Genomic DNA, 16,509 nt, shown 5'->3' on the forward strand with positions numbered 1-16,509 from the left:
CCATGAGCCTTTCCCTTCGCGACCAGTTGCTCAAAGCAGGTCTGGTCAACCAAAAGCAGGCCAAGCAGGTCGGCAAAGAGAAACAGAAGCAGCAGCGCCTGGTCCACAAAGGCCAGATCGAGGCCGATGACACCCAGGCCCGCCTGGCTGCCGAGGCGCAGGCCGAGAAGGTCAAGCGCGACCAGGAACTGAACCGCCAGCAGCAGGAAAAAGCCGAGGCCAAGGCCCGCGCTGCCCAGGTCAAGCAGCTGATCGAAACCTCGCGCCTGCCCAAGCTGACCACCGAGGACTACTACAACTTCGTGGATGACAAGAAGGTCAAGCGCCTGTCGGTCAACACGTTGATGCGCAACAAGCTGAGCAACGGCTCCCTGGCGATCGTGCACCATGGGGGCGGCTATGAGGTGATCCCGCGCGAAGCGGCACTGAAGATCCAGGAGCGCGCACCGGAGCGTATCGTGCAGCTTAATATCCTCACTGAAAGCCAAGTGCCGGATGAGGATGATCCATACGCCGCCTACCAGATCCCCGATGATCTGATGTGGTAAGGCTGTAGCAACGAAAAACCCCGCTCAAAAGGCGGGGTTTTTGTTTGCAGGCGGTCCAGCTGCTGTGTGGGGCTGGACGCCTGCGCGATTTCAGAGTCTCAGGAGCCTTGCGCCTGGCGTCTCATCTCAAGGGCTTCGAGCTCGTTTTTATAATTATGAGCGTCGCTCTCGTTGTGAAACATGCCGACCAACAGGTCTTGTTGGTGTACATCCCAGATATGAATCCCATGGCCCAGTGCTTCGTGGGACATATGTTCGTCGTCGCGTTCAGTTACTTTTACAGTCATCTGCTTGCTCCAATCTCTGGTGGATCTGCGGCAAGTCGTCGCAGGCCTTTGTTATATGTTTTGTTAGCTTGCTAAGTAAACCGATTTTGCACGCAACAATTCATTGCACAAAACGCAACAGTGCCGCAGGCCGCGTAAACCGTGACATTGCGTCGCAGGGTGCTGAGTTTTATGACAAAAGTTTCATGTTGGTGTAAGGCTTCAGCCTTGTATTGACTGGGCCGCCGCTATCGCAGGCAAGCCAGCTCCCACCTTTGGAATGCAGTTCAAAATGTGGGAGCTGGCTTGCCTGCGATAGCGGTCGACGCTTCAACACAAAACCTCCAGGCGAAAAAAAGCCCCGCATCTGCGAGGCTCTTTGTCCCATCTACCGATCAGCTACCTTTGACAGCCTTGCCGTCAACAGTACCGTCCTGCAGCATGATGTTGTATTCCTTGCCGTCGGTTTCGACCTGGCGCAGGGCAACCAGGATGCCGCCCTGGTCCTTGGCAAACCACATCTGGGTGATGCGCTTGCTTTGTGTCGGGTCACGCACGCGCTCAACCTTGATCGCATCGATGGAGCCGACCTTGGTCTGGACCTTTTCCGGGCCGATCACGCGGAAGTCGTAGGTGTCGACGTCGGTGCCTTCAACCACGTTGTAGCTCATGCTTTTCTTGCCGGCAGCCACATCTCGCTGCAGGGCCAACTGGTAGGTCGACTTGTCGAGCATGCCGCTTTGCAGGGCCACGTTGACCGGATCTTTGTTTTCGAAGCCGGTGACTTTCTTGGTAGCTTGGTCGAAGTCCAGGTTGATCTTCTTCGCCTTGCCCAGGCCGCCGCGTTCGAAGGTGTAGCTCTTCGGTTGCAGGGCGTCTTTGTCAAACTGGATCACGCTGGTTTCGGTCAGGCTGGCGATCATCATGGAAGCCTTGAAGTTCAAGGTCCAGGTGCCGTCGCCGTTCTTGGCCAGGCTGCGCTCAGCCGAGCCGCTCATGGGCAACTGTTTCCAGTCGGCGGTGTAGCTTACGGAGAAAGGGTGAAGGTCTGCTGCCTGCACGGCAGGCAAGGCGAACAGCGCAAAAGCGAAGAGCAGGGCGCGACGCATAAAATCTCCTAGGTTCGAATCAAGTGGCCGCTGGCCGCGAGTAACTGACCGTCCAATAATGCACCCTGGTCACCAAGAATCAACCGCCCCTCGGCAAACCAGCGAACAGCCAGCGGGTAAATCCTGTGTTCCTGGGCATGAACCCGTTGCGCAAGGCTCTGCGCCGAGTCGTCAGACTCTACCGGAACCACTGCCTGTACGACCAGAGGCCCGCCATCGAGTTCCTCGGTGACAAAGTGCACGCTGCAGCCGTGCTCGCTGTCGCCAGCATCAAGCGCACGCTGGTGCGTGTGCATGCCTTTGTACTTGGGCAGCAGGGAAGGGTGGATATTCAGCAGGCGCCCTTCGTAATGCCGCACGAAATCAGCGCTGAGGATGCGCATGAAACCGGCGAGTACGACGAGTTGGGGCTTGAAGGCGTCGATCAGTTCAATCAAGGCGCTGTCGAAGGCTTCACGGCCGTCGAACGCTTTGTGATCCAGGGAGCGGGTGTCGATACCTGCGTCCCTGGCGCGTTGCAGGCCGTAGGCGTCGCTGCGGTTGGAGATCACCGCAGCGATGCGCACCGGGCTGTCGCCGGTGCGCGTGCTGTCGATCAAGGCCTGCAAGTTACTGCCGGTGCCGGAAAGCAGCACCACGACATTACAGGTCTGCGACATCAGTGAGCCTTGAGATTCTTTAGCTCAACCTGAGCTGCGCCTTCCGGGGCAGTGGCGATCTGGCCGATGACCCAAGGCTGTTCGCCGGCTTCACGCAGTACGTTCAGCGCGCTTTCAACATGCTCTTGAGCCACGCAGATGACCATGCCCACGCCGCAGTTCAGCACGCGGTGCATTTCGGTTTCATCGACGTTGCCTTTCTCTTGCAGCCAGTCGAATACCGCAGGACGCTGCCAGCTGGCCACGTCGACGATTGCCTGGGCGCCTTTTGGCAGAACGCGCGGGATGTTGTCCAGCAGGCCGCCGCCAGTGATGTGGGCCATGGCCTTGACCGCGCCAGTGTCCTTGATCAGCTTGAGCAGTGGCTTGACGTAGATGCGGGTCGGGGCCATCAGCAGGTCGGTCAGCGGCTTGCCGTCGAGCTGGGTGTTTTCGATCTCGGCGCCGGACACTTCGATGATCTTGCGGATCAGCGAGTAACCGTTGGAGTGCGGGCCGGACGACGGCAGGGCCAGCAGGGCGTCACCGGCGGCAACCTTGGAGCCGTCGATGATCTCGGCTTTTTCCACGACGCCGACGCAGAAGCCGGCCAGGTCGTAGTCTTCGCCTTCGTACATGCCTGGCATTTCAGCGGTTTCGCCGCCGACCAGGGAGCAACCCGACAGTTCGCAGCCAGCGCCGATGCCGGTGACCACTTGTGCAGCGGTGTCCACGTTCAGCTTGCCAGTGGCGTAGTAGTCGAGGAAGAACAGCGGCTCGGCGCCGCACACCACCAGGTCGTTGACGCACATGGCAACCAGGTCGATGCCGATGGTGTCGTGCTTGTTCAGGTTCAGTGCCAGGCGCAGCTTGGTGCCCACGCCGTCGGTGCCGGACACCAGCACAGGCTGCTTGTAGCCGGCCGGGATTTCGCAGAGGGCGCCAAAACCGCCCAGGCCGCCCATGACTTCGGGGCGCGCAGTGCGCTTGGCGACGCTCTTGATGCGTTCGACCAATGCTTCACCGGCGTCGATGTCTACACCGGCGTCCTTGTAGCTCAGGGAGGGTTGCTTGCTCATGATCCAGGCCTTTAGGGGGGATTCAGGGGTAACGACCGAGCGGGCAGGCGCTTTGGGTAAAAGGCCCAGCCGTTGACGGTCTGCGAAGGCGCGCGATTTTATCAGGCTTGAGGGGCAGCGGCCATCCTCGGGCCGACGGGCAGGGCCATATAGGCAAAAAAAGCCGGTTAAAAAAATGCTAATCGGCTCTGCTTTGGCGCGTATTAAGGTATAGCCTTTAACCCGCTATCGTTATGACAGTACAAAAACTGCCAAGACCCTGTGAATGTTTTATCGGTGGTTGTGGTCACAGCCTTGCCAAACCGAGTTCACGCGGTCTGTTCCAGCCGCTAAATTTGTCGTTCGGGAATCTTCCATGCGTCTGTGTAAATTCTTCTTTGTAGGCTGCTTGTCGTTGGTCAGCCTGGCGAGTCATGCCGAAACACTCAATGGCCTTTATCAAGTACTCGAACCCGTCAGCAGCCAATCGCCGCAAGAGCGAGACCAGGCCACACAGCGTGCCGTGCAGACCCTGGTGATCCGCCTGACCGGCGACGCCAAGGCTGCCGATGGCCCAGGCCTGGCGGCCGTTCGCAAAGACCCGCAACAAATCATCAGCCAATATGGCTACGACGCCGGTCCGCCGGAAAGCCTGCAAGTGGATTTCGACCCGGTAAGCACTGATCGCGCCCTGCGTGATGCCGGCCTGTCGATCTGGGGCAGCAACCGGCCATCGATTCTCGGCTGGTGGCTGAACGACTCTACCGAAGGCAGCAGCCTGGTGGGCGATGGCCAGACCGTGGCCCAGGCGCTGCGCCGTGCGGCGCAGCACCGTGGCTTGCCGTTGCGTCTACCGTTGGGCGATCTGGATGAGCAGGTGGTCGCCACCGCGCCTAACCTGGAAAGTGCCGACGCCACGCCGCTGCGCGCGGCTTCCGAGCGTTACGGCGCCGACGCCTTGCTGGCCGTGCATGCGCGCCAGGAAGGCAGTCAATGGCAAGCCAAATGGCGTCTGTGGTTGGGCGACAAGAGCGAGCAGGGCACGGCCCAGGGAGCCGACACCGGCGCCGTGGCCGATGCGGTGATGCTGGCGGTCAGCCAAAAACTGGCACCGCGCTTTGCGGTCAAGCCTGGGGTAAGCACCGAACAATTGCTGGAAGTGCAGGGAATGACCCTGGAGCGCTATGCCGCGCTGGGTCATCTGCTCGAGCCTTTTGGCGCTCAGCCGCAGCTCGTGGATGGCAGTCGCATCGTGTATCGCGTCAACGGCAGTGCCGACCAGTTGCGCACGCAGTTGAGCCTGGCCAAGCTGCAGGAAATACCTGCGGGTGAGGCGCCGGTACAGCAACCGGTGACAGAGGGTGCCCAGCCGGCGGCTGCACCAGAACCTCAGGCACAACTGCGTTTTCGTTGGTAGAAGTTTTCTTCTTTATATAGATGGAGTGGTTTATGGCGGATACGCGTCGTTGGGTGTGGCTTGGCGGGATTGTCCTGCTGTGCGTTTTTGTATTCTTGCTGCATTCGATCCTGACGCCGTTCCTGGTCGCGCTGCTGCTGGCCTACCTGTTCGATCCGGTGGTGGATCGCCTGGAGAAAGCCGGGCTGTCGCGTACCTGGGGGGTGGTGGCGGTGTTCGCACTGTTTACCCTGATCATCACGGCGTTGGTGCTGGTGCTGGTGCCGATGCTGGCCAAGCAGCTGTTCCGGCTCTATGAGCTGGCGCCGCAGATGCTCGATTGGTTGCAGCACACGGCGATGCCATGGGCCCAGGCCAAGCTGGGGTTGGCGGATGGCTTCTGGAAGTTCGACAAGGTCAAGGCAGCGATCAGCGAGCACATGGGGCAGACCACCGATATCGTCGGCGTTGTGCTAAGCCAGGCCACTGCGTCCAGCCTGGCGCTGATCGGTTGGCTGACCAATCTGGTGCTGATCCCGGTAGTCGCGTTCTACCTGCTGCGCGACTGGGACCTCATGATGGCCAAGATCCGCAGCCTGCTGCCGCGTGACCGTGAGGAGCGCATTGTCTCGCTGGCCGAAGAATGCCATGAAGTGCTCGGTGCCTTCGTGCGTGGCCAATTGCTGGTGATGTTGGCCCTGGGGATCATCTATGCGGCTGGCCTGATGGCTATCGGCCTGGAACTGGGCCTGTTGATCGGCCTGATCGCCGGCCTCGCTGCGATCGTGCCGTACATGGGCTTTGTGATTGGTATCGGCGCGGCGTTGGTGGCGGGGCTGTTCCAGTTTGGCAGCGACCTGTATCCGATGCTCGGCATCGTTGCGGTCTTCATGGTCGGCCAGGCCCTGGAAGGCATGGTGCTGACGCCGCTGCTGGTCGGCGATCGGATTGGCCTGCACCCGGTGGCGGTGATCTTTGCGATCCTGGCGGGCGGTGAGCTGTTCGGCTTTACCGGTATCCTGCTGGCGCTGCCGGTGGCGGCGGTGATCATGGTGCTGGTGCGCCATGTGCACGACCTGTACAAGGATTCGGATGTGTATACGGGGGTTGAAGACCCCGACTTGTAATGGCTTCGTCATAAACCCGGCTCAGGCCGGGTTTGTTGTTTCAGGGGTGGCGGTGTCAAACAATTTGCGTAAATCCAACAAGTTAACGCAAACCTTTGATTTTGCTTGGGGTCTGTTGCATTGTGCGCCCGGCGTCACGGGTATAAACTTTGCAAACTTTACATAGAGGCCACTAACGGTTCGTTTGGAGCCGTTCAGTCAGCATGAAACCGATTCAGCTGCCCTTGGGTGTGCGTCTGCGTGATGACGCCACCTTTATCAACTACTACCCAGGCGCCAATGCCGCTGCACTCGGCTATGTCGAGCGGCTCTGCGAAGCCGACGCCGGGTGGACCGAAAGCCTGATCTATCTGTGGGGCAAGCACGGCGTAGGGCGTACCCACCTTTTGCAGGCCGCGTGCCTGCGTTTCGAGCAAATGGGCGAACCGGCGGTTTACCTGCCCCTGGCGGAGTTGATGGACCGCGGCATCGGTATCTTCGACCATCTTGAGCAATACGAGCTGGTGTGCCTGGACGATCTTCAAGCGATCGCCGGCAAGGCGGATTGGGAAGAGGCGCTGTTTCATCTATTCAACCGCCTGCGTGACAGCGGTCGGCGGCTGTTGATTGCCGCGTCGACCTCGCCACGCGAGCTGCCGATCAAGTTGGCCGACCTCAAGTCGCGGCTGACCCTGGCGCTGATCTTCCAGATGCGCCCGCTCTCCGACGAAGACAAATTGCGTGCCTTGCAATTGCGCGCCTCGCGGCGCGGCCTGCACCTGACCGACGAGGTGGGGCACTTTATTCTCACCCGTGGCACGCGCAGCATGAGCGCGTTGTTTGACTTGCTCGAACAGCTCGATCAGGCGTCTTTGCAGGCCCAGCGCAAGCTGACCATCCCTTTCCTGAAAGAAACCCTCGGCTGGTAGCCGGGCCTTTATTTTCGCGGGTTCCGGCAAATTCCAGGCGCCAGAAAACCTGCGTTTTGACCGGTTTGGCCACGCAAAAGGCAGGTAAAGGATGTTAAGGGCTTAGATGTCATCGTCCAAACAAGAAGTCACATAGATCACGATTGAATTTGCAAATCGATGTGATAGTGGGCATAGTCTCGACTTCTTTACATATCAGCCACGGTCGTGCCCATGCTAAATCGCTTCGCACCCCTCGTGCCTCTCGCACTCGTTACCCTGTTGTTTGGTTGCGCCTCCCACCCTCAACAGGTGGCAGAACAGCAAAAACCACAGGTTCAAAACCAGGCAAAATTCGTTGCTGCACAGTCTGCTTCTGTTTACGAAGAAGAAGTGGCAACCGAAAAGGAACTGGCCAATTTCTCCGGCAACAAGCCTTATCAGCTTCCAGTTCTGGCCGACAGCATCCTCGAACGCGGCATGTCCCTGATCGGTACCCGTTACCGTTTCGGCGGTACCTCTGAAGCCGGTTTCGACTGCAGTGGCTTCATCGGCTACCTGTTTCGTGAAGAAGCTGGCATGAACCTGCCACGCTCCACTCGCGAAATGATCAACGTGAATGCACCGTTGGTCGCGCGCAACAACCTCAAGCCTGGTGATCTGCTTTTCTTCAGTACAGCTGGCCGTGGTCGAGTGAGCCATGCCGGTATCTACCTGGGCGACAACCAGTTTATCCACTCCAGCAGCCGTCGCAGTGGCGGTGTTCGAGTCGACAACCTGGGTGACAGTTACTGGAGCAAAACCTTCATCGAAGCCAAGCGCGCACTCGCCATGGCCCCGACTACGGTTACCGTTAGCAAGTAAACTTAAAGTGATACTTGAAGTTTGACGTGTAAGCGCTAGAATCCCTGGACATTGTTGTAATCCGTTCGCGCGAGCTTTGCTTGCGCGTTCTGGTTTTCAGCGTTCGGCAGCGAAAGCCGCATCCAGACCAGGATTGTTCTGCACATGTCGACCTCGGCCCGCCTGATTCTCATTGTTTGCGCCGCGCTGCTCAGCGCCTGCGCAAACCGTCCACCGCCGCCCGCTCCCGTAGCGGTCAAACCCAAGCCGGTGTTCAACTATTCCACGCAAAACTTCTCGCCTGCGGCCGAAGATGTGCTCTTTCGCGCACTGGGCCTGGTCGGCACGCCTTACCGTTGGGGGGGCAACACCCCGGATTCCGGGTTTGATTGCAGCGGCTTGATCGGTTTTGTCTTCCGCGATGCGGCCGGGATCTCCCTGCCGCGTACCACCCGCGAGCTGATCGTGATGCGCGCACAAGATGTCAGCGAGCAGAACCTGCAGACTGGCGACCTGCTGTTCTTCGCCACCGGTGGCGGTTCCCAGGTGAGCCACGCCGGGATCTATGTAGGCGAAGGCCGCTTTGTGCATGCGCCGCAAACCGGCGGTACGGTGAAGCTGGATACCCTGTCCAAGGCGTATTGGCAGAATGCTTACCTGAGCGCCAAGCGCGTGTTGCCAGCAAACCTGGCGCGCAATCCCTGAGTTGACGTCGCTCTACAGGGGAGAGCGGGCTTGCCCGCTCCCCCCTTGTTGTGTGGCGTTCTTGAGATGAGTTATTTAGCTGCCCAAACGCGCCACACCTTATTCCCCACATCATCCGCCACCAGCAAATCCCCCTGCTGATCAATCACCACGCCCACCGGCCGGCCCATGGCTTTCTCATCCTTGTCGAGGAACCCGGTCAGCACATCCACCGGCTGCCCTTTGGGTTGCCCGCCCTCGAACGGCACGAAGATCACCTTGTAGCCACTGTGTGGCTTGCGATTCCACGAACCATGCTGGCCGATGAACGCGCCGTTGCTGAACTGCGCCGGGAGTTTGCTGCCCTCGGCGAACGTCAGCCCCAGAGACGCCGTGTGCGGGCCCACGGCGTAGTCCGGCGCAATCGCCTTGGCCACCAGGTCCAGATTCTGCGGTGTCACGCGCACATCGATGTGCTGCCCGTAATAGCTGAACGGCCAGCCGTAGAAGGCGCCATCCTTGACTGAAGTGATGTAGTCCGGCACCAGGTCGCTGCCGATCTCGTCACGCTCATTGACGGCAGTCCACAGCTGGCCGCTCTGGGGCTCCCAGGCCATGCCGTTCGGGTTGCGCAGGCCGGAGGCAAAGATGCGATGCTCGCCGCTGGCGCGATCCACTTCCCAGATCGCTGCCCGACCTTGTTCGGCTTCAGGACCGTTTTCCCCGACATTGCTGTTGGAGCCGACGCTCACATACAGCTTGCTACCGTCCTTGCTGGCCACCACGTTCTTGGTCCAGTGGTGGTTGATGCTGCCGCCTGGTAGGTCGACAACTTTGGTGCCTGCTTGCTTGATCGTGGTTTCGCCCGGTTGATAGGGGAAGCGCAGCAGCTTGTCCGAGTCGGCCACGTACAGGTCGTTGCCGACCAGTGTCATGCCAAACGGCGAATTGAGGTTCTCCAGGAAAACCGTGCGGGTTTCCGCGACGCCGTCGTGATCGGCGTCACGCAGCAGTGTGATGCGATTCGGGCTCGGCACCCCTGCACCGGCGCGGCCCATGACTTTTTCCATGACCCAGCCACGAATGCCCTTGGCGTCATCCGGCTTGGGTGGTGCGTTGGTTTCCGCCACCAGCACGTCGCCATTGGGCAGTACGTACAGCCAGCGCGGGTGGTCCAGGCCCTCAGCGAACGCCGCCACCTGGGTGCCAGCGGTAGCCGTTGGTTTCGCGCCCTCGGGCCAGCCGATGGCCGGTGCGATGTTGACGGTGGGGATCAGGGTTTTGTTCGGTTCCGGCAACTTGGGCGAAGGCCCGGTGCCGTCGGAGACCTGAAGGGTGGAGCTTTCACCGCAGGCGGCGAGGGTGCCGGCGACCATGATGAGTAGGGCGAGTCTGGTTTTATGCATGGTGTTCTCCTTGATACCTGTAACGGTAGAGGAGGGCGGCGGTGCGATGGTTCAAGTGTAAGGTCAGCTTTAATTGACGCTCCACCCCCAACCCACTAACCTTCGCCGCTTGTTACAGGTGCTCTGTGACCCATGGGTCGACGGAGTGAAACAGGGAAGCCGGTGAGTGAGCGCACTTGTACACAGTGTTGCCGCGATTCCGGCGCTGCCCCCGCAACGGTAAATGAGACAAGACGCTGCTTTTTGCCACTGTATCGCCCGCGATATGGGAAGGCGCCGCGTCGGCCAGCACCTGCTCTCTCTACACAGCAGGCGCACCACTCATGAGCCCGGAGACCGGCCTGAAACATCCAACAGCATCACGGTGGGCGATGCTTGGCTGTCTGTTTTTCTTTTTTCCTGCCCGCCGTTTTTGTCCAGCCCCAACGGAGAGCTGCCATGACCGATTCCCCCGACCGCGACGAACGCCACCTGGCACGCATGCTGCGCAAAAAAGCCGTGATCGACGAGCGCATCGCCAATTCCCCCAACGAATGCGGTTTGTTGCTGGTATTGACCGGCAACGGCAAGGGCAAAAGCAGTTCCGCGTTCGGCATGCTGGCCCGGGCCATGGGCCACGGCATGCAGTGCGGTGTGGTGCAGTTCATCAAGGGGCGTAACAGCACCGGTGAAGAATTGTTCTTCCGCCGCTTCCCTGAGCAAGTGCGCTTCCACGTGATGGGCGAAGGCTTCACCTGGGAAACCCAGGACCGCCAGCGCGATATCGCTGCCGCCGAGGCCGCCTGGGCGGTGTCCCGCGAGTTGCTGCAAGACCCGGCCGTCGGCCTGGTGGTGCTGGACGAACTGAACATCGCGCTCAAGCACGGTTACCTCGACCTCGACCAAGTCCTCAGCGACCTGCAAGCCCGCCCGCCGATGCAGCACGTGGTGGTCACCGGCCGTGGCGCCAAGCCAGAGTTGATCGAAATGGGTGACACGGTCACCGAAATGGGCATGCTCAAGCACGCGTTCCAGGCCGGTATCAAGGCACAGAAGGGCGTCGAACTTTGAATCAGCCCCGTCATTGCCCTGCTGTCCTGATCGCCGCACCGGCATCCGGCCAGGGCAAAACCACTGTCACCGCGGCGCTGGCCCGCTTGCACCGCAACCTGGGGCGCAAGGTGCGCGTGTTCAAATGCGGTCCGGACTTCCTTGACCCGATGATCCACGAGCGCGCCAGCGGTGCGCCGGTGTATCAATTGGACATGTGGATGGTGGGTGAGCAGGAAAGTCGCCGCTTGCTGTGGGAAGCGGCGCAGGACGCCGACCTGATCCTGATCGAAGGCGTCATGGGCCTGTTCGATGGCACGCCGTCCAGCGCCGACCTGGCGCGACACTTTGGCGTGCCGGTGCTGGGCGTGATCGACGGCACGGCCATGGCGCAGACATTTGGCGCGTTGGCCTTGGGCCTGGCCCGTTATCAGCCGGATCTGCCGTTCGCCGGTGTACTGGCTAACCGTGTCGGCACCCTGCGCCATGCGCAATTGCTCGAAGGTAGCCTCACCGAAGGCCTGCGCTGGTACGGTGCGTTGTCCCGCGAGACCGGTATCGAGTTGCCCAGCCGCCACCTCGGCCTGGTGCAGGCGAGCGAACTCAATGACCTCGACGTGCGCCTGGACGCTGCTGCCCAGGCGTTGGGCAGCAGTTGCGAAGTGGCCTTGCCGCCGCCCGTGACCTTTGCCGCACCGCAAGTGATCGAGGCTGAGCCCTTGCTCAAAGGCGTGCGCATCGCCGTGGCTCGTGACGAAGCCTTCGCCTTTACCTACGGCGCCAGCCTCGACCTGCTGCGTGCGATGGGCGCCGAGTTGAGTTTCTTCTCGCCGATCCATGATCGCCAATTGCCTGACGCCGACAGCCTCTACCTGCCCGGCGGTTACCCGGAATTGCACCATCAGGCGCTGTCGGAAAACACTTCGATGCTCGACGCCATTCGTGCTCACCACGCGGCCGGCAAACCCTTGCTCGCCGAGTGCGGCGGCATGCTCTACCTGCTCGACTCGCTGACCGACGTCGACGGCACCCGCGCCGAACTGGTCGGCCTGCTGCAGGGCGATGCGGTGATGCAAAAGAAACTCGCGGCGCTGGCCCTGCAAAGTGTCGACCTGCCCGAAGGCACGCTGCGTGGCCATACCTATCACCATTCCCTGACCAGCACCGAATGGCAGCCGATTGCCCGTGGCCTGAGCCCCAATGGCGGGCGCGGTGCCGAGGCGGTGTATCGGCAGGGGCGGATGACCGCGTCCTACGTGCATTTTTATTTCCCGTCGAATCCGGCTGCGGTAGCGGCCTTGTTTGCGCCGAGCCTTGAGACCGTTATCGCCGACAAGCCGGCGCCGACATCGACAGTGTTCACCAATCAACCTGTGGGAGCGGGCTCGCCCGCGAAGAGGCCATGACCGATAACGCCTTCCCCGAGGCCGATCGCCAGGCCGTCTACCGCGCTATCGCCGAACGCCGCGACATGCGCCACTTCAGCGGCGGCACTGTCGCTCCCGAATTGCTGCAACGGCTGCTCCAGGCTGCGCACCAGGCGCCGAGTGTCGGCCTGATGCAGCCGTGGCGTTTTATTCGTATCAGCGACCGCACCTTGCGTAGCCAGATTCAACAGGTGGTGGAAGAAGAGCGCGTACGCACCGCCGAGGCCCTCGGCGAGCGCTCCGACGAATTCATGAAGCTCAAGGTCGAAGGCATTCATGACTGCGCCGAAGTGCTGGTCGCGGCGTTGATGGATGATCGCGAGCGGCACATCTTCGGTCGGCGTACCTTGCCGGAAATGGACATGGCGTCGTTATCCTGCGCGATCCAGAACCTGTGGCTGGCAGCTCGCGTCGAAGGCCTGGGCATGGGCTGGGTCTCGCTGTTCGAGCCCCAGGCGCTGGCCGATCTGCTGGGTTTGCCGCCGGGCGCGAAACCCCTGGCCGTCCTGTGCCTTGGGCCGGTGACCGAGTTTTACCCGGCACCGATGTTGCAACTCGAAGGCTGGACCGAGCCTCGGCCATTGAGTGACATGGTGTATGAGAATGCGTGGGGAGTGAGTCAATGAGTGTGGCCTTGTTGTGTGTCGCTGCCGTGGCGCTGGATGCGCTGCTGGGCGAACCGAGGCGCTGGCATCCGCTGGTGGCGTTCGGCAATTTCGCCGGGCGCATCGAGCGACGTTTCAACTCCGGGGGGCGCGGCTGGCGCAGCCATGGCGTGACGGCGTGGTTTATCGCCGTGGTGCCGCTGACCCTGCTGGCCACGGCGTTGTCGTGGGCGCCATATATCGGTTGGGTCCTGGAGATCCTGGCGTTGTATTGCGCCCTCGGCATGCGCAGCCTCGGCGAGCATGTGATGCCGGTGGCCCAGGCCCTGCGCAGCGACGACCTGGAGCAAGCGCGCAAGCGCGTGAGCTACCTGGTCAGCCGCCAGACCAGTGAGCTGGACCGCACCGAAGTCGCCCGCGCCGCCACCGAATCGGTGCTGGAGAACGGCAGCGATGCAGTGTTCGCCGCGATTTTCTGGTTTGTGGTCGCCGGCGTACCGGGCGTGGTGCTTTACCGCCTGAGCAACACCCTCGACGCCATGTGGGGCTACCGCAACGAACGCTTCGAACGTTTCGGCTGGGCAGCGGCAAAAATCGACGATGTGCTGAACTACATTCCTGCGCGCCTGGTGGCCTTGACCTACGCGGTGCTGGGCAAGACGCGCCTGGCGCTCAAATGCTGGCGCACCCAGGGCCCGACCTGGGACAGCCCCAACGCCGGTCCGGTGATGGCCGCCGGTGCAGGTGCCCTGGGCGTGGCGTTGGGCGGTGCGGCGATCTACCACGGTGAGGTGCACCAGCGCCCGCAACTGGGCGAAGGTCCGGCGGCGGATGCCGATGCCATCGACCGGGGCTGGCAACTGGTGCAGCGCGGCGTATGGTTGTGGCTGCTGATCCTATGTGCAGGGGCGCAATTCTATGCTTGAACACGGTGGCCGGCTGCGCAAGGCAGCGATTCAGTACGGGATAGCCGAGGCCGACTGGCTTGATCTCTCCAGCGGCCTTGCGCCCTGGCCCTGGCCGATCCCCGAGATACCCCTGCGCGCCTGGGCACGCCTGCCCGAAACCGACGACGGCCTGGAGCAGGCCGCCAGCGAGTATTACGGCGCTGCGCATCTATTGCCGGTGCCGGGCTCCCAGGCGGCGATCCAGTTGCTGCCACGCCTGCGCCGCTCCGGCAAGGTCGGCGTGCTGTCGCCTTGCTATGCCGAACACGCTGAAGCCTGGCGCCGCGCCGGTTACGTGGTGCGCGAAGTGCAGGAGCAGGAAGTCGATTTCTTCCTTGATGGCCTCGACGTGTTGGTGGTGGTCAACCCCAATAACCCCACCGGCTTGACCCTCACCCCGCAACGCTTGTTGGACTGGCACTCGCGGCTGGCCCAGCGCGGCGGCTGGCTGGTGGTGGATGAAGCGTTCATGGACGTGACCCCGCAACTGAGCCTGGCGGGCCAGGCGCATCAGGTCGGCCTGATTGTGTTGCGCTCGTTCGGTAAATTCTTCGGCCTAGCCGGCGTGCGACTGGGCTTCGTGTTGGCCGAGCGCAAGCTGCTCAAGTTACTGGCCGAGCAGGTCGGCCCTTGGGCCGTCAGCGGGCCGACGCGGGTGTTGGGCCAAGTGTGTTTGCGCGACACGGCCGGGCAGGTGCAGCAACGCGTGCGATGCATCGAGGCCGGCCAGCGCTTGTTCGCCTTGCTGGAGCGCCACGGCTTTCAACCCCAGGGCGGCTGTGCCTTGTTCCAATGGCTGATCACGCCCCACGCCGAACGCATGCACGAATTCATGGCCCAGCGCGGCATCCTGCTGCGCCTGTTTGTCCACGACAGCAGCCTGCGCTTTGGCCTGCCCGATACCGAGGCCGACTGGCTGCGCCTCGACGAGGCCCTGATCGCCTACAAGGAAGCGACATGAGTACGCTGATGGTGCAAGGCACCACCTCTGACGCCGGCAAAAGTACGCTGGTGACGGCGCTGTGCCGCTGGCTGGTACGCCAGGGCGTCGCAGTGGCGCCATTCAAGCCACAGAACATGGCGCTCAATAGCGCGGTGACGGCCGAAGGCGGCGAGATCGGCCGCGCCCAGGCGGTGCAGGCCCAGGCCGCCAACCTGGCGCCGCACACCGACATGAACCCGGTATTGCTCAAGCCCAACAGCGACACGGGTTCGCAAGTGATCATCCATGGCCGCGCCGTGACCAGCATGAACGCGGTGGCCTACCACGACTACAAAGCCATTGCGATGCAGGCGGTGCTGGCTTCTCACGCTCGATTGAGCCACGCCTACCCGGTGGTGATGGTCGAAGGCGCGGGCTCGCCGGCGGAGATCAACCTGCGCGCCAATGACATCGCCAACATGGGCTTTGCCGAGGCGGTCGACTGCCCGGTGTTGCTGATCGCCGATATCAATCGCGGCGGCGTGTTTGCCCACCTGGTCGGCACCCTGGAATTGCTGTCGCCCACGGAACAGGCGCGGGTCAAAGGGTTCATCATCAACCGCTTTCGCGGTGACATCGCGTTGTTGCAACCGGGCCTGGACTGGCTGGAAGCGCGCACCGGTAAACCGGTGGTGGGCGTTCTGCCCTACGTGATGGACCTGCACCTGGAAGCCGAAGATGGCATCGACCAGCGCCAGATCGACAAGGCGGCGCAGGTGCTCAAGGTGGTGGTGCCGGTGTTGCCGCGAATCAGCAACCACACGGATTTCGATCCACTGCGCCTGCATCCTCAAGTGGACCTGCAGTTTGTCGGCCCGGGCCAGCCCATACCGGCCGCCGACCTGATCATCCTCCCGGGCTCGAAAAGCGTGCGCAGCGACCTGGCCTACCTGCGCGCCAACGGCTGGGAAACCGCTGTGGCGCGGCACTTGCGCTATGGCGGCAAGGTGCTCGGTATTTGTGGCGGCTTGCAGATGCTCGGCGAGCAGGTGCACGACCCGCTAGGCCTGGAGGGGCCTGCTGGCACCAGCGATGGCCTTGGGCTGCTGTCGTTCAGCACCACGCTGGAACAAGAGAAACAACTGCGCAATGTGCGCGGGCGGTTGTTGCTGGAGGATGCGCAAGTCAGCGGTTATGAGATCCATGCGGGCGTGACGACCGGCGAGGCCTTGTCGAATGCGGCGGTGTTGCTCGATGACGGTCGCAGCGATGGCGCCCAGAGTGACGACGGGCAGATCCTCGGCACTTACCTGCACGGGCTGTTCGAAAGCCCGGCTGCCTGCAGCGCCTTGCTACGCTGGGCTGGGTTGCAGGACGTGCAGGAGGTTGACTACCACGCCTTGCGCGAGCGCGATATCGAGCGCCTGGCTGACCTGGTGGAGAATCATTTGGATACTGAGTTGTTGCGCAATCTATGTGGGATTTAAGGGTGCGCACGCGTCCCTCCTGTGAGGACTGGCTTGCCTGCGATTTAACTGACGCACCACGCTCAAAATGTGGGAGCGGGCTTGCCCGCGAAGGCGGCCTGACGGTCAACCCATTTCAGCCCACCCGAGG

The 16,509-nt window shown here is 61.8% G+C and carries 17 protein-coding genes and 1 riboswitch; of the genes, 12 read left to right on the plus strand and 5 right to left on the minus strand.

The window, feature by feature from the left end:
- The first annotated feature begins 2 nt into the window (after nucleotides 1–2).
- The gene (locus tag CQ002_RS10845; protein ID WP_025855811.1) at nucleotides 3–548 is read left to right on the plus strand and encodes a DUF2058 domain-containing protein; all 546 of its coding nucleotides are present in this window, start codon (nucleotides 3–5) and stop codon (nucleotides 546–548) included.
- A 98-nt stretch (nucleotides 549–646) separates the two neighbouring features.
- Here the strand turns inward: CQ002_RS10845 and CQ002_RS10850 are convergent, their stop codons facing one another.
- The 4 genes from CQ002_RS10850 to purM form a co-directional block, all read right to left on the minus strand.
- Complete coding sequence (locus CQ002_RS10850; RefSeq protein ID WP_010208657.1) at nucleotides 647–835, minus strand: hypothetical protein; 189 nt, start codon at nucleotides 833–835, stop codon at nucleotides 647–649.
- A gap of 374 nt (nucleotides 836–1,209) precedes the next feature.
- Entirely contained in the window at nucleotides 1,210–1,923 is a 714-nt protein-coding gene (locus CQ002_RS10855; protein WP_034108052.1) for a DUF3108 domain-containing protein, read from the minus strand.
- Nucleotides 1,924–1,931: 8 nt separating this feature from the next.
- The gene (gene purN / locus CQ002_RS10860) at nucleotides 1,932–2,582 is read right to left on the minus strand and encodes a phosphoribosylglycinamide formyltransferase (protein WP_034108050.1); all 651 of its coding nucleotides are present in this window, start codon (nucleotides 2,580–2,582) and stop codon (nucleotides 1,932–1,934) included.
- Nucleotides 2,582–3,640, minus strand: a complete 1,059-nt coding sequence (gene purM, locus CQ002_RS10865) for a phosphoribosylformylglycinamidine cyclo-ligase (RefSeq protein ID WP_034108048.1) — start codon at nucleotides 3,638–3,640, stop codon at nucleotides 2,582–2,584. The genes purN and purM overlap by 1 nt, the downstream gene beginning before the upstream one ends.
- 355 nt (nucleotides 3,641–3,995) lie before the next feature.
- On the opposite strand from purM, the gene CQ002_RS10870 reads away from it, so the two are divergent.
- The 5 genes from CQ002_RS10870 to CQ002_RS10890 all read left to right on the plus strand — a co-directional run bounded on the left by CQ002_RS10870 (nucleotide 3,996) and on the right by CQ002_RS10890 (nucleotide 8,577).
- On the plus strand, nucleotides 3,996–5,036 hold the full coding sequence (locus CQ002_RS10870) for a DUF2066 domain-containing protein (RefSeq protein WP_069077956.1): 1,041 nt from the start codon (nucleotides 3,996–3,998) through the stop codon (nucleotides 5,034–5,036).
- A gap of 32 nt (nucleotides 5,037–5,068) precedes the next feature.
- Complete coding sequence (locus CQ002_RS10875; protein WP_105162663.1) at nucleotides 5,069–6,142, plus strand: AI-2E family transporter; 1,074 nt, start codon at nucleotides 5,069–5,071, stop codon at nucleotides 6,140–6,142.
- A 203-nt stretch (nucleotides 6,143–6,345) separates the two neighbouring features.
- On the plus strand, nucleotides 6,346–7,050 hold the full coding sequence (hda, locus tag CQ002_RS10880) for a DnaA regulatory inactivator Hda (protein ID WP_025855817.1): 705 nt from the start codon (nucleotides 6,346–6,348) through the stop codon (nucleotides 7,048–7,050).
- Nucleotides 7,051–7,263: 213 nt separating this feature from the next.
- Nucleotides 7,264–7,893: a C40 family peptidase gene (locus CQ002_RS10885; RefSeq protein ID WP_105162662.1), complete on the plus strand. Its 630-nt coding sequence runs from the start codon at nucleotides 7,264–7,266 to the stop codon at nucleotides 7,891–7,893.
- Between the two features lie 144 nt (nucleotides 7,894–8,037).
- Nucleotides 8,038–8,577: a C40 family peptidase gene (locus CQ002_RS10890; RefSeq protein WP_034108041.1), complete on the plus strand. Its 540-nt coding sequence runs from the start codon at nucleotides 8,038–8,040 to the stop codon at nucleotides 8,575–8,577.
- Nucleotides 8,578–8,648: 71 nt separating this feature from the next.
- Here the strand turns inward: CQ002_RS10890 and CQ002_RS10895 are convergent, their stop codons facing one another.
- Entirely contained in the window at nucleotides 8,649–9,962 is a 1,314-nt protein-coding gene (locus CQ002_RS10895; RefSeq protein WP_105162661.1) for a sorbosone dehydrogenase family protein, read from the minus strand.
- A gap of 99 nt (nucleotides 9,963–10,061) precedes the next feature.
- Nucleotides 10,062–10,322, plus strand: a riboswitch (cobalamin riboswitch).
- Nucleotides 10,323–10,400: 78 nt separating this feature from the next.
- Here CQ002_RS10895 and cobO point away from each other — a divergent pair.
- From cobO to CQ002_RS10925, 6 genes are read left to right on the plus strand one after another with little or no spacing between them, the layout of a single operon-like run.
- Nucleotides 10,401–11,012, plus strand: a complete 612-nt coding sequence (cobO, locus tag CQ002_RS10900) for a cob(I)yrinic acid a,c-diamide adenosyltransferase (RefSeq protein ID WP_034108037.1) — start codon at nucleotides 10,401–10,403, stop codon at nucleotides 11,010–11,012.
- Entirely contained in the window at nucleotides 11,009–12,397 is a 1,389-nt protein-coding gene (locus CQ002_RS10905; RefSeq protein ID WP_098467176.1) for a cobyrinate a,c-diamide synthase, read from the plus strand. The genes cobO and CQ002_RS10905 overlap by 4 nt, the downstream gene beginning before the upstream one ends.
- Complete coding sequence (gene bluB, locus CQ002_RS10910; protein ID WP_034108033.1) at nucleotides 12,394–13,044, plus strand: 5,6-dimethylbenzimidazole synthase; 651 nt, start codon at nucleotides 12,394–12,396, stop codon at nucleotides 13,042–13,044. Before CQ002_RS10905 ends, bluB begins: the two co-directional genes overlap by 4 nt.
- Nucleotides 13,041–13,949, plus strand: a complete 909-nt coding sequence (gene cbiB / locus CQ002_RS10915; RefSeq protein ID WP_034108031.1) for an adenosylcobinamide-phosphate synthase CbiB — start codon at nucleotides 13,041–13,043, stop codon at nucleotides 13,947–13,949. Before bluB ends, cbiB begins: the two co-directional genes overlap by 4 nt.
- Complete coding sequence (gene cobD / locus CQ002_RS10920; RefSeq protein WP_034108029.1) at nucleotides 13,942–14,931, plus strand: threonine-phosphate decarboxylase CobD; 990 nt, start codon at nucleotides 13,942–13,944, stop codon at nucleotides 14,929–14,931. Before cbiB ends, cobD begins: the two co-directional genes overlap by 8 nt.
- Nucleotides 14,928–16,379: a cobyric acid synthase gene (locus CQ002_RS10925; protein ID WP_105162660.1), complete on the plus strand. Its 1,452-nt coding sequence runs from the start codon at nucleotides 14,928–14,930 to the stop codon at nucleotides 16,377–16,379. Before cobD ends, CQ002_RS10925 begins: the two co-directional genes overlap by 4 nt.
- Nucleotides 16,380–16,509: the final 130 nt, after the last annotated feature.

Source organism: Pseudomonas sp. MYb13 (genome assembly GCF_002980075.1).
Classification (GTDB): Bacteria; Pseudomonadota; Gammaproteobacteria; order Pseudomonadales; family Pseudomonadaceae; genus Aquipseudomonas; species Aquipseudomonas lurida.

What these genes read in the sequence shown, in the direction of transcription:
- CQ002_RS10845 (WP_025855811.1), top strand. Translation starts at nt 3, where the DNA reads ATGAGCCTTTCCCTTCGCGACCAGTTGCTCAAAGCAGGTCTGGTCAAC.
- CQ002_RS10850 (WP_010208657.1), bottom strand. Translation starts at nt 835, where the DNA reads ATGACTGTAAAAGTAACTGAACGCGACGACGAACATATGTCCCACGAA.
- CQ002_RS10855 (WP_034108052.1), bottom strand. Translation starts at nt 1,923, where the DNA reads ATGCGTCGCGCCCTGCTCTTCGCTTTTGCGCTGTTCGCCTTGCCTGCC.
- purN (WP_034108050.1), bottom strand. Translation starts at nt 2,582, where the DNA reads ATGTCGCAGACCTGTAATGTCGTGGTGCTGCTTTCCGGCACCGGCAGT.
- purM (WP_034108048.1), bottom strand. Translation starts at nt 3,640, where the DNA reads ATGAGCAAGCAACCCTCCCTGAGCTACAAGGACGCCGGTGTAGACATC.
- CQ002_RS10870 (WP_069077956.1), top strand. Translation starts at nt 3,996, where the DNA reads ATGCGTCTGTGTAAATTCTTCTTTGTAGGCTGCTTGTCGTTGGTCAGC.
- CQ002_RS10875 (WP_105162663.1), top strand. Translation starts at nt 5,069, where the DNA reads ATGGCGGATACGCGTCGTTGGGTGTGGCTTGGCGGGATTGTCCTGCTG.
- hda (WP_025855817.1), top strand. Translation starts at nt 6,346, where the DNA reads ATGAAACCGATTCAGCTGCCCTTGGGTGTGCGTCTGCGTGATGACGCC.
- CQ002_RS10885 (WP_105162662.1), top strand. Translation starts at nt 7,264, where the DNA reads ATGCTAAATCGCTTCGCACCCCTCGTGCCTCTCGCACTCGTTACCCTG.
- CQ002_RS10890 (WP_034108041.1), top strand. Translation starts at nt 8,038, where the DNA reads ATGTCGACCTCGGCCCGCCTGATTCTCATTGTTTGCGCCGCGCTGCTC.
- CQ002_RS10895 (WP_105162661.1), bottom strand. Translation starts at nt 9,962, where the DNA reads ATGCATAAAACCAGACTCGCCCTACTCATCATGGTCGCCGGCACCCTC.
- cobO (WP_034108037.1), top strand. Translation starts at nt 10,401, where the DNA reads ATGACCGATTCCCCCGACCGCGACGAACGCCACCTGGCACGCATGCTG.
- bluB (WP_034108033.1), top strand. Translation starts at nt 12,394, where the DNA reads ATGACCGATAACGCCTTCCCCGAGGCCGATCGCCAGGCCGTCTACCGC.
- cbiB (WP_034108031.1), top strand. Translation starts at nt 13,041, where the DNA reads ATGAGTGTGGCCTTGTTGTGTGTCGCTGCCGTGGCGCTGGATGCGCTG.
- cobD (WP_034108029.1), top strand. Translation starts at nt 13,942, where the DNA reads ATGCTTGAACACGGTGGCCGGCTGCGCAAGGCAGCGATTCAGTACGGG.
- CQ002_RS10925 (WP_105162660.1), top strand. Translation starts at nt 14,928, where the DNA reads ATGAGTACGCTGATGGTGCAAGGCACCACCTCTGACGCCGGCAAAAGT.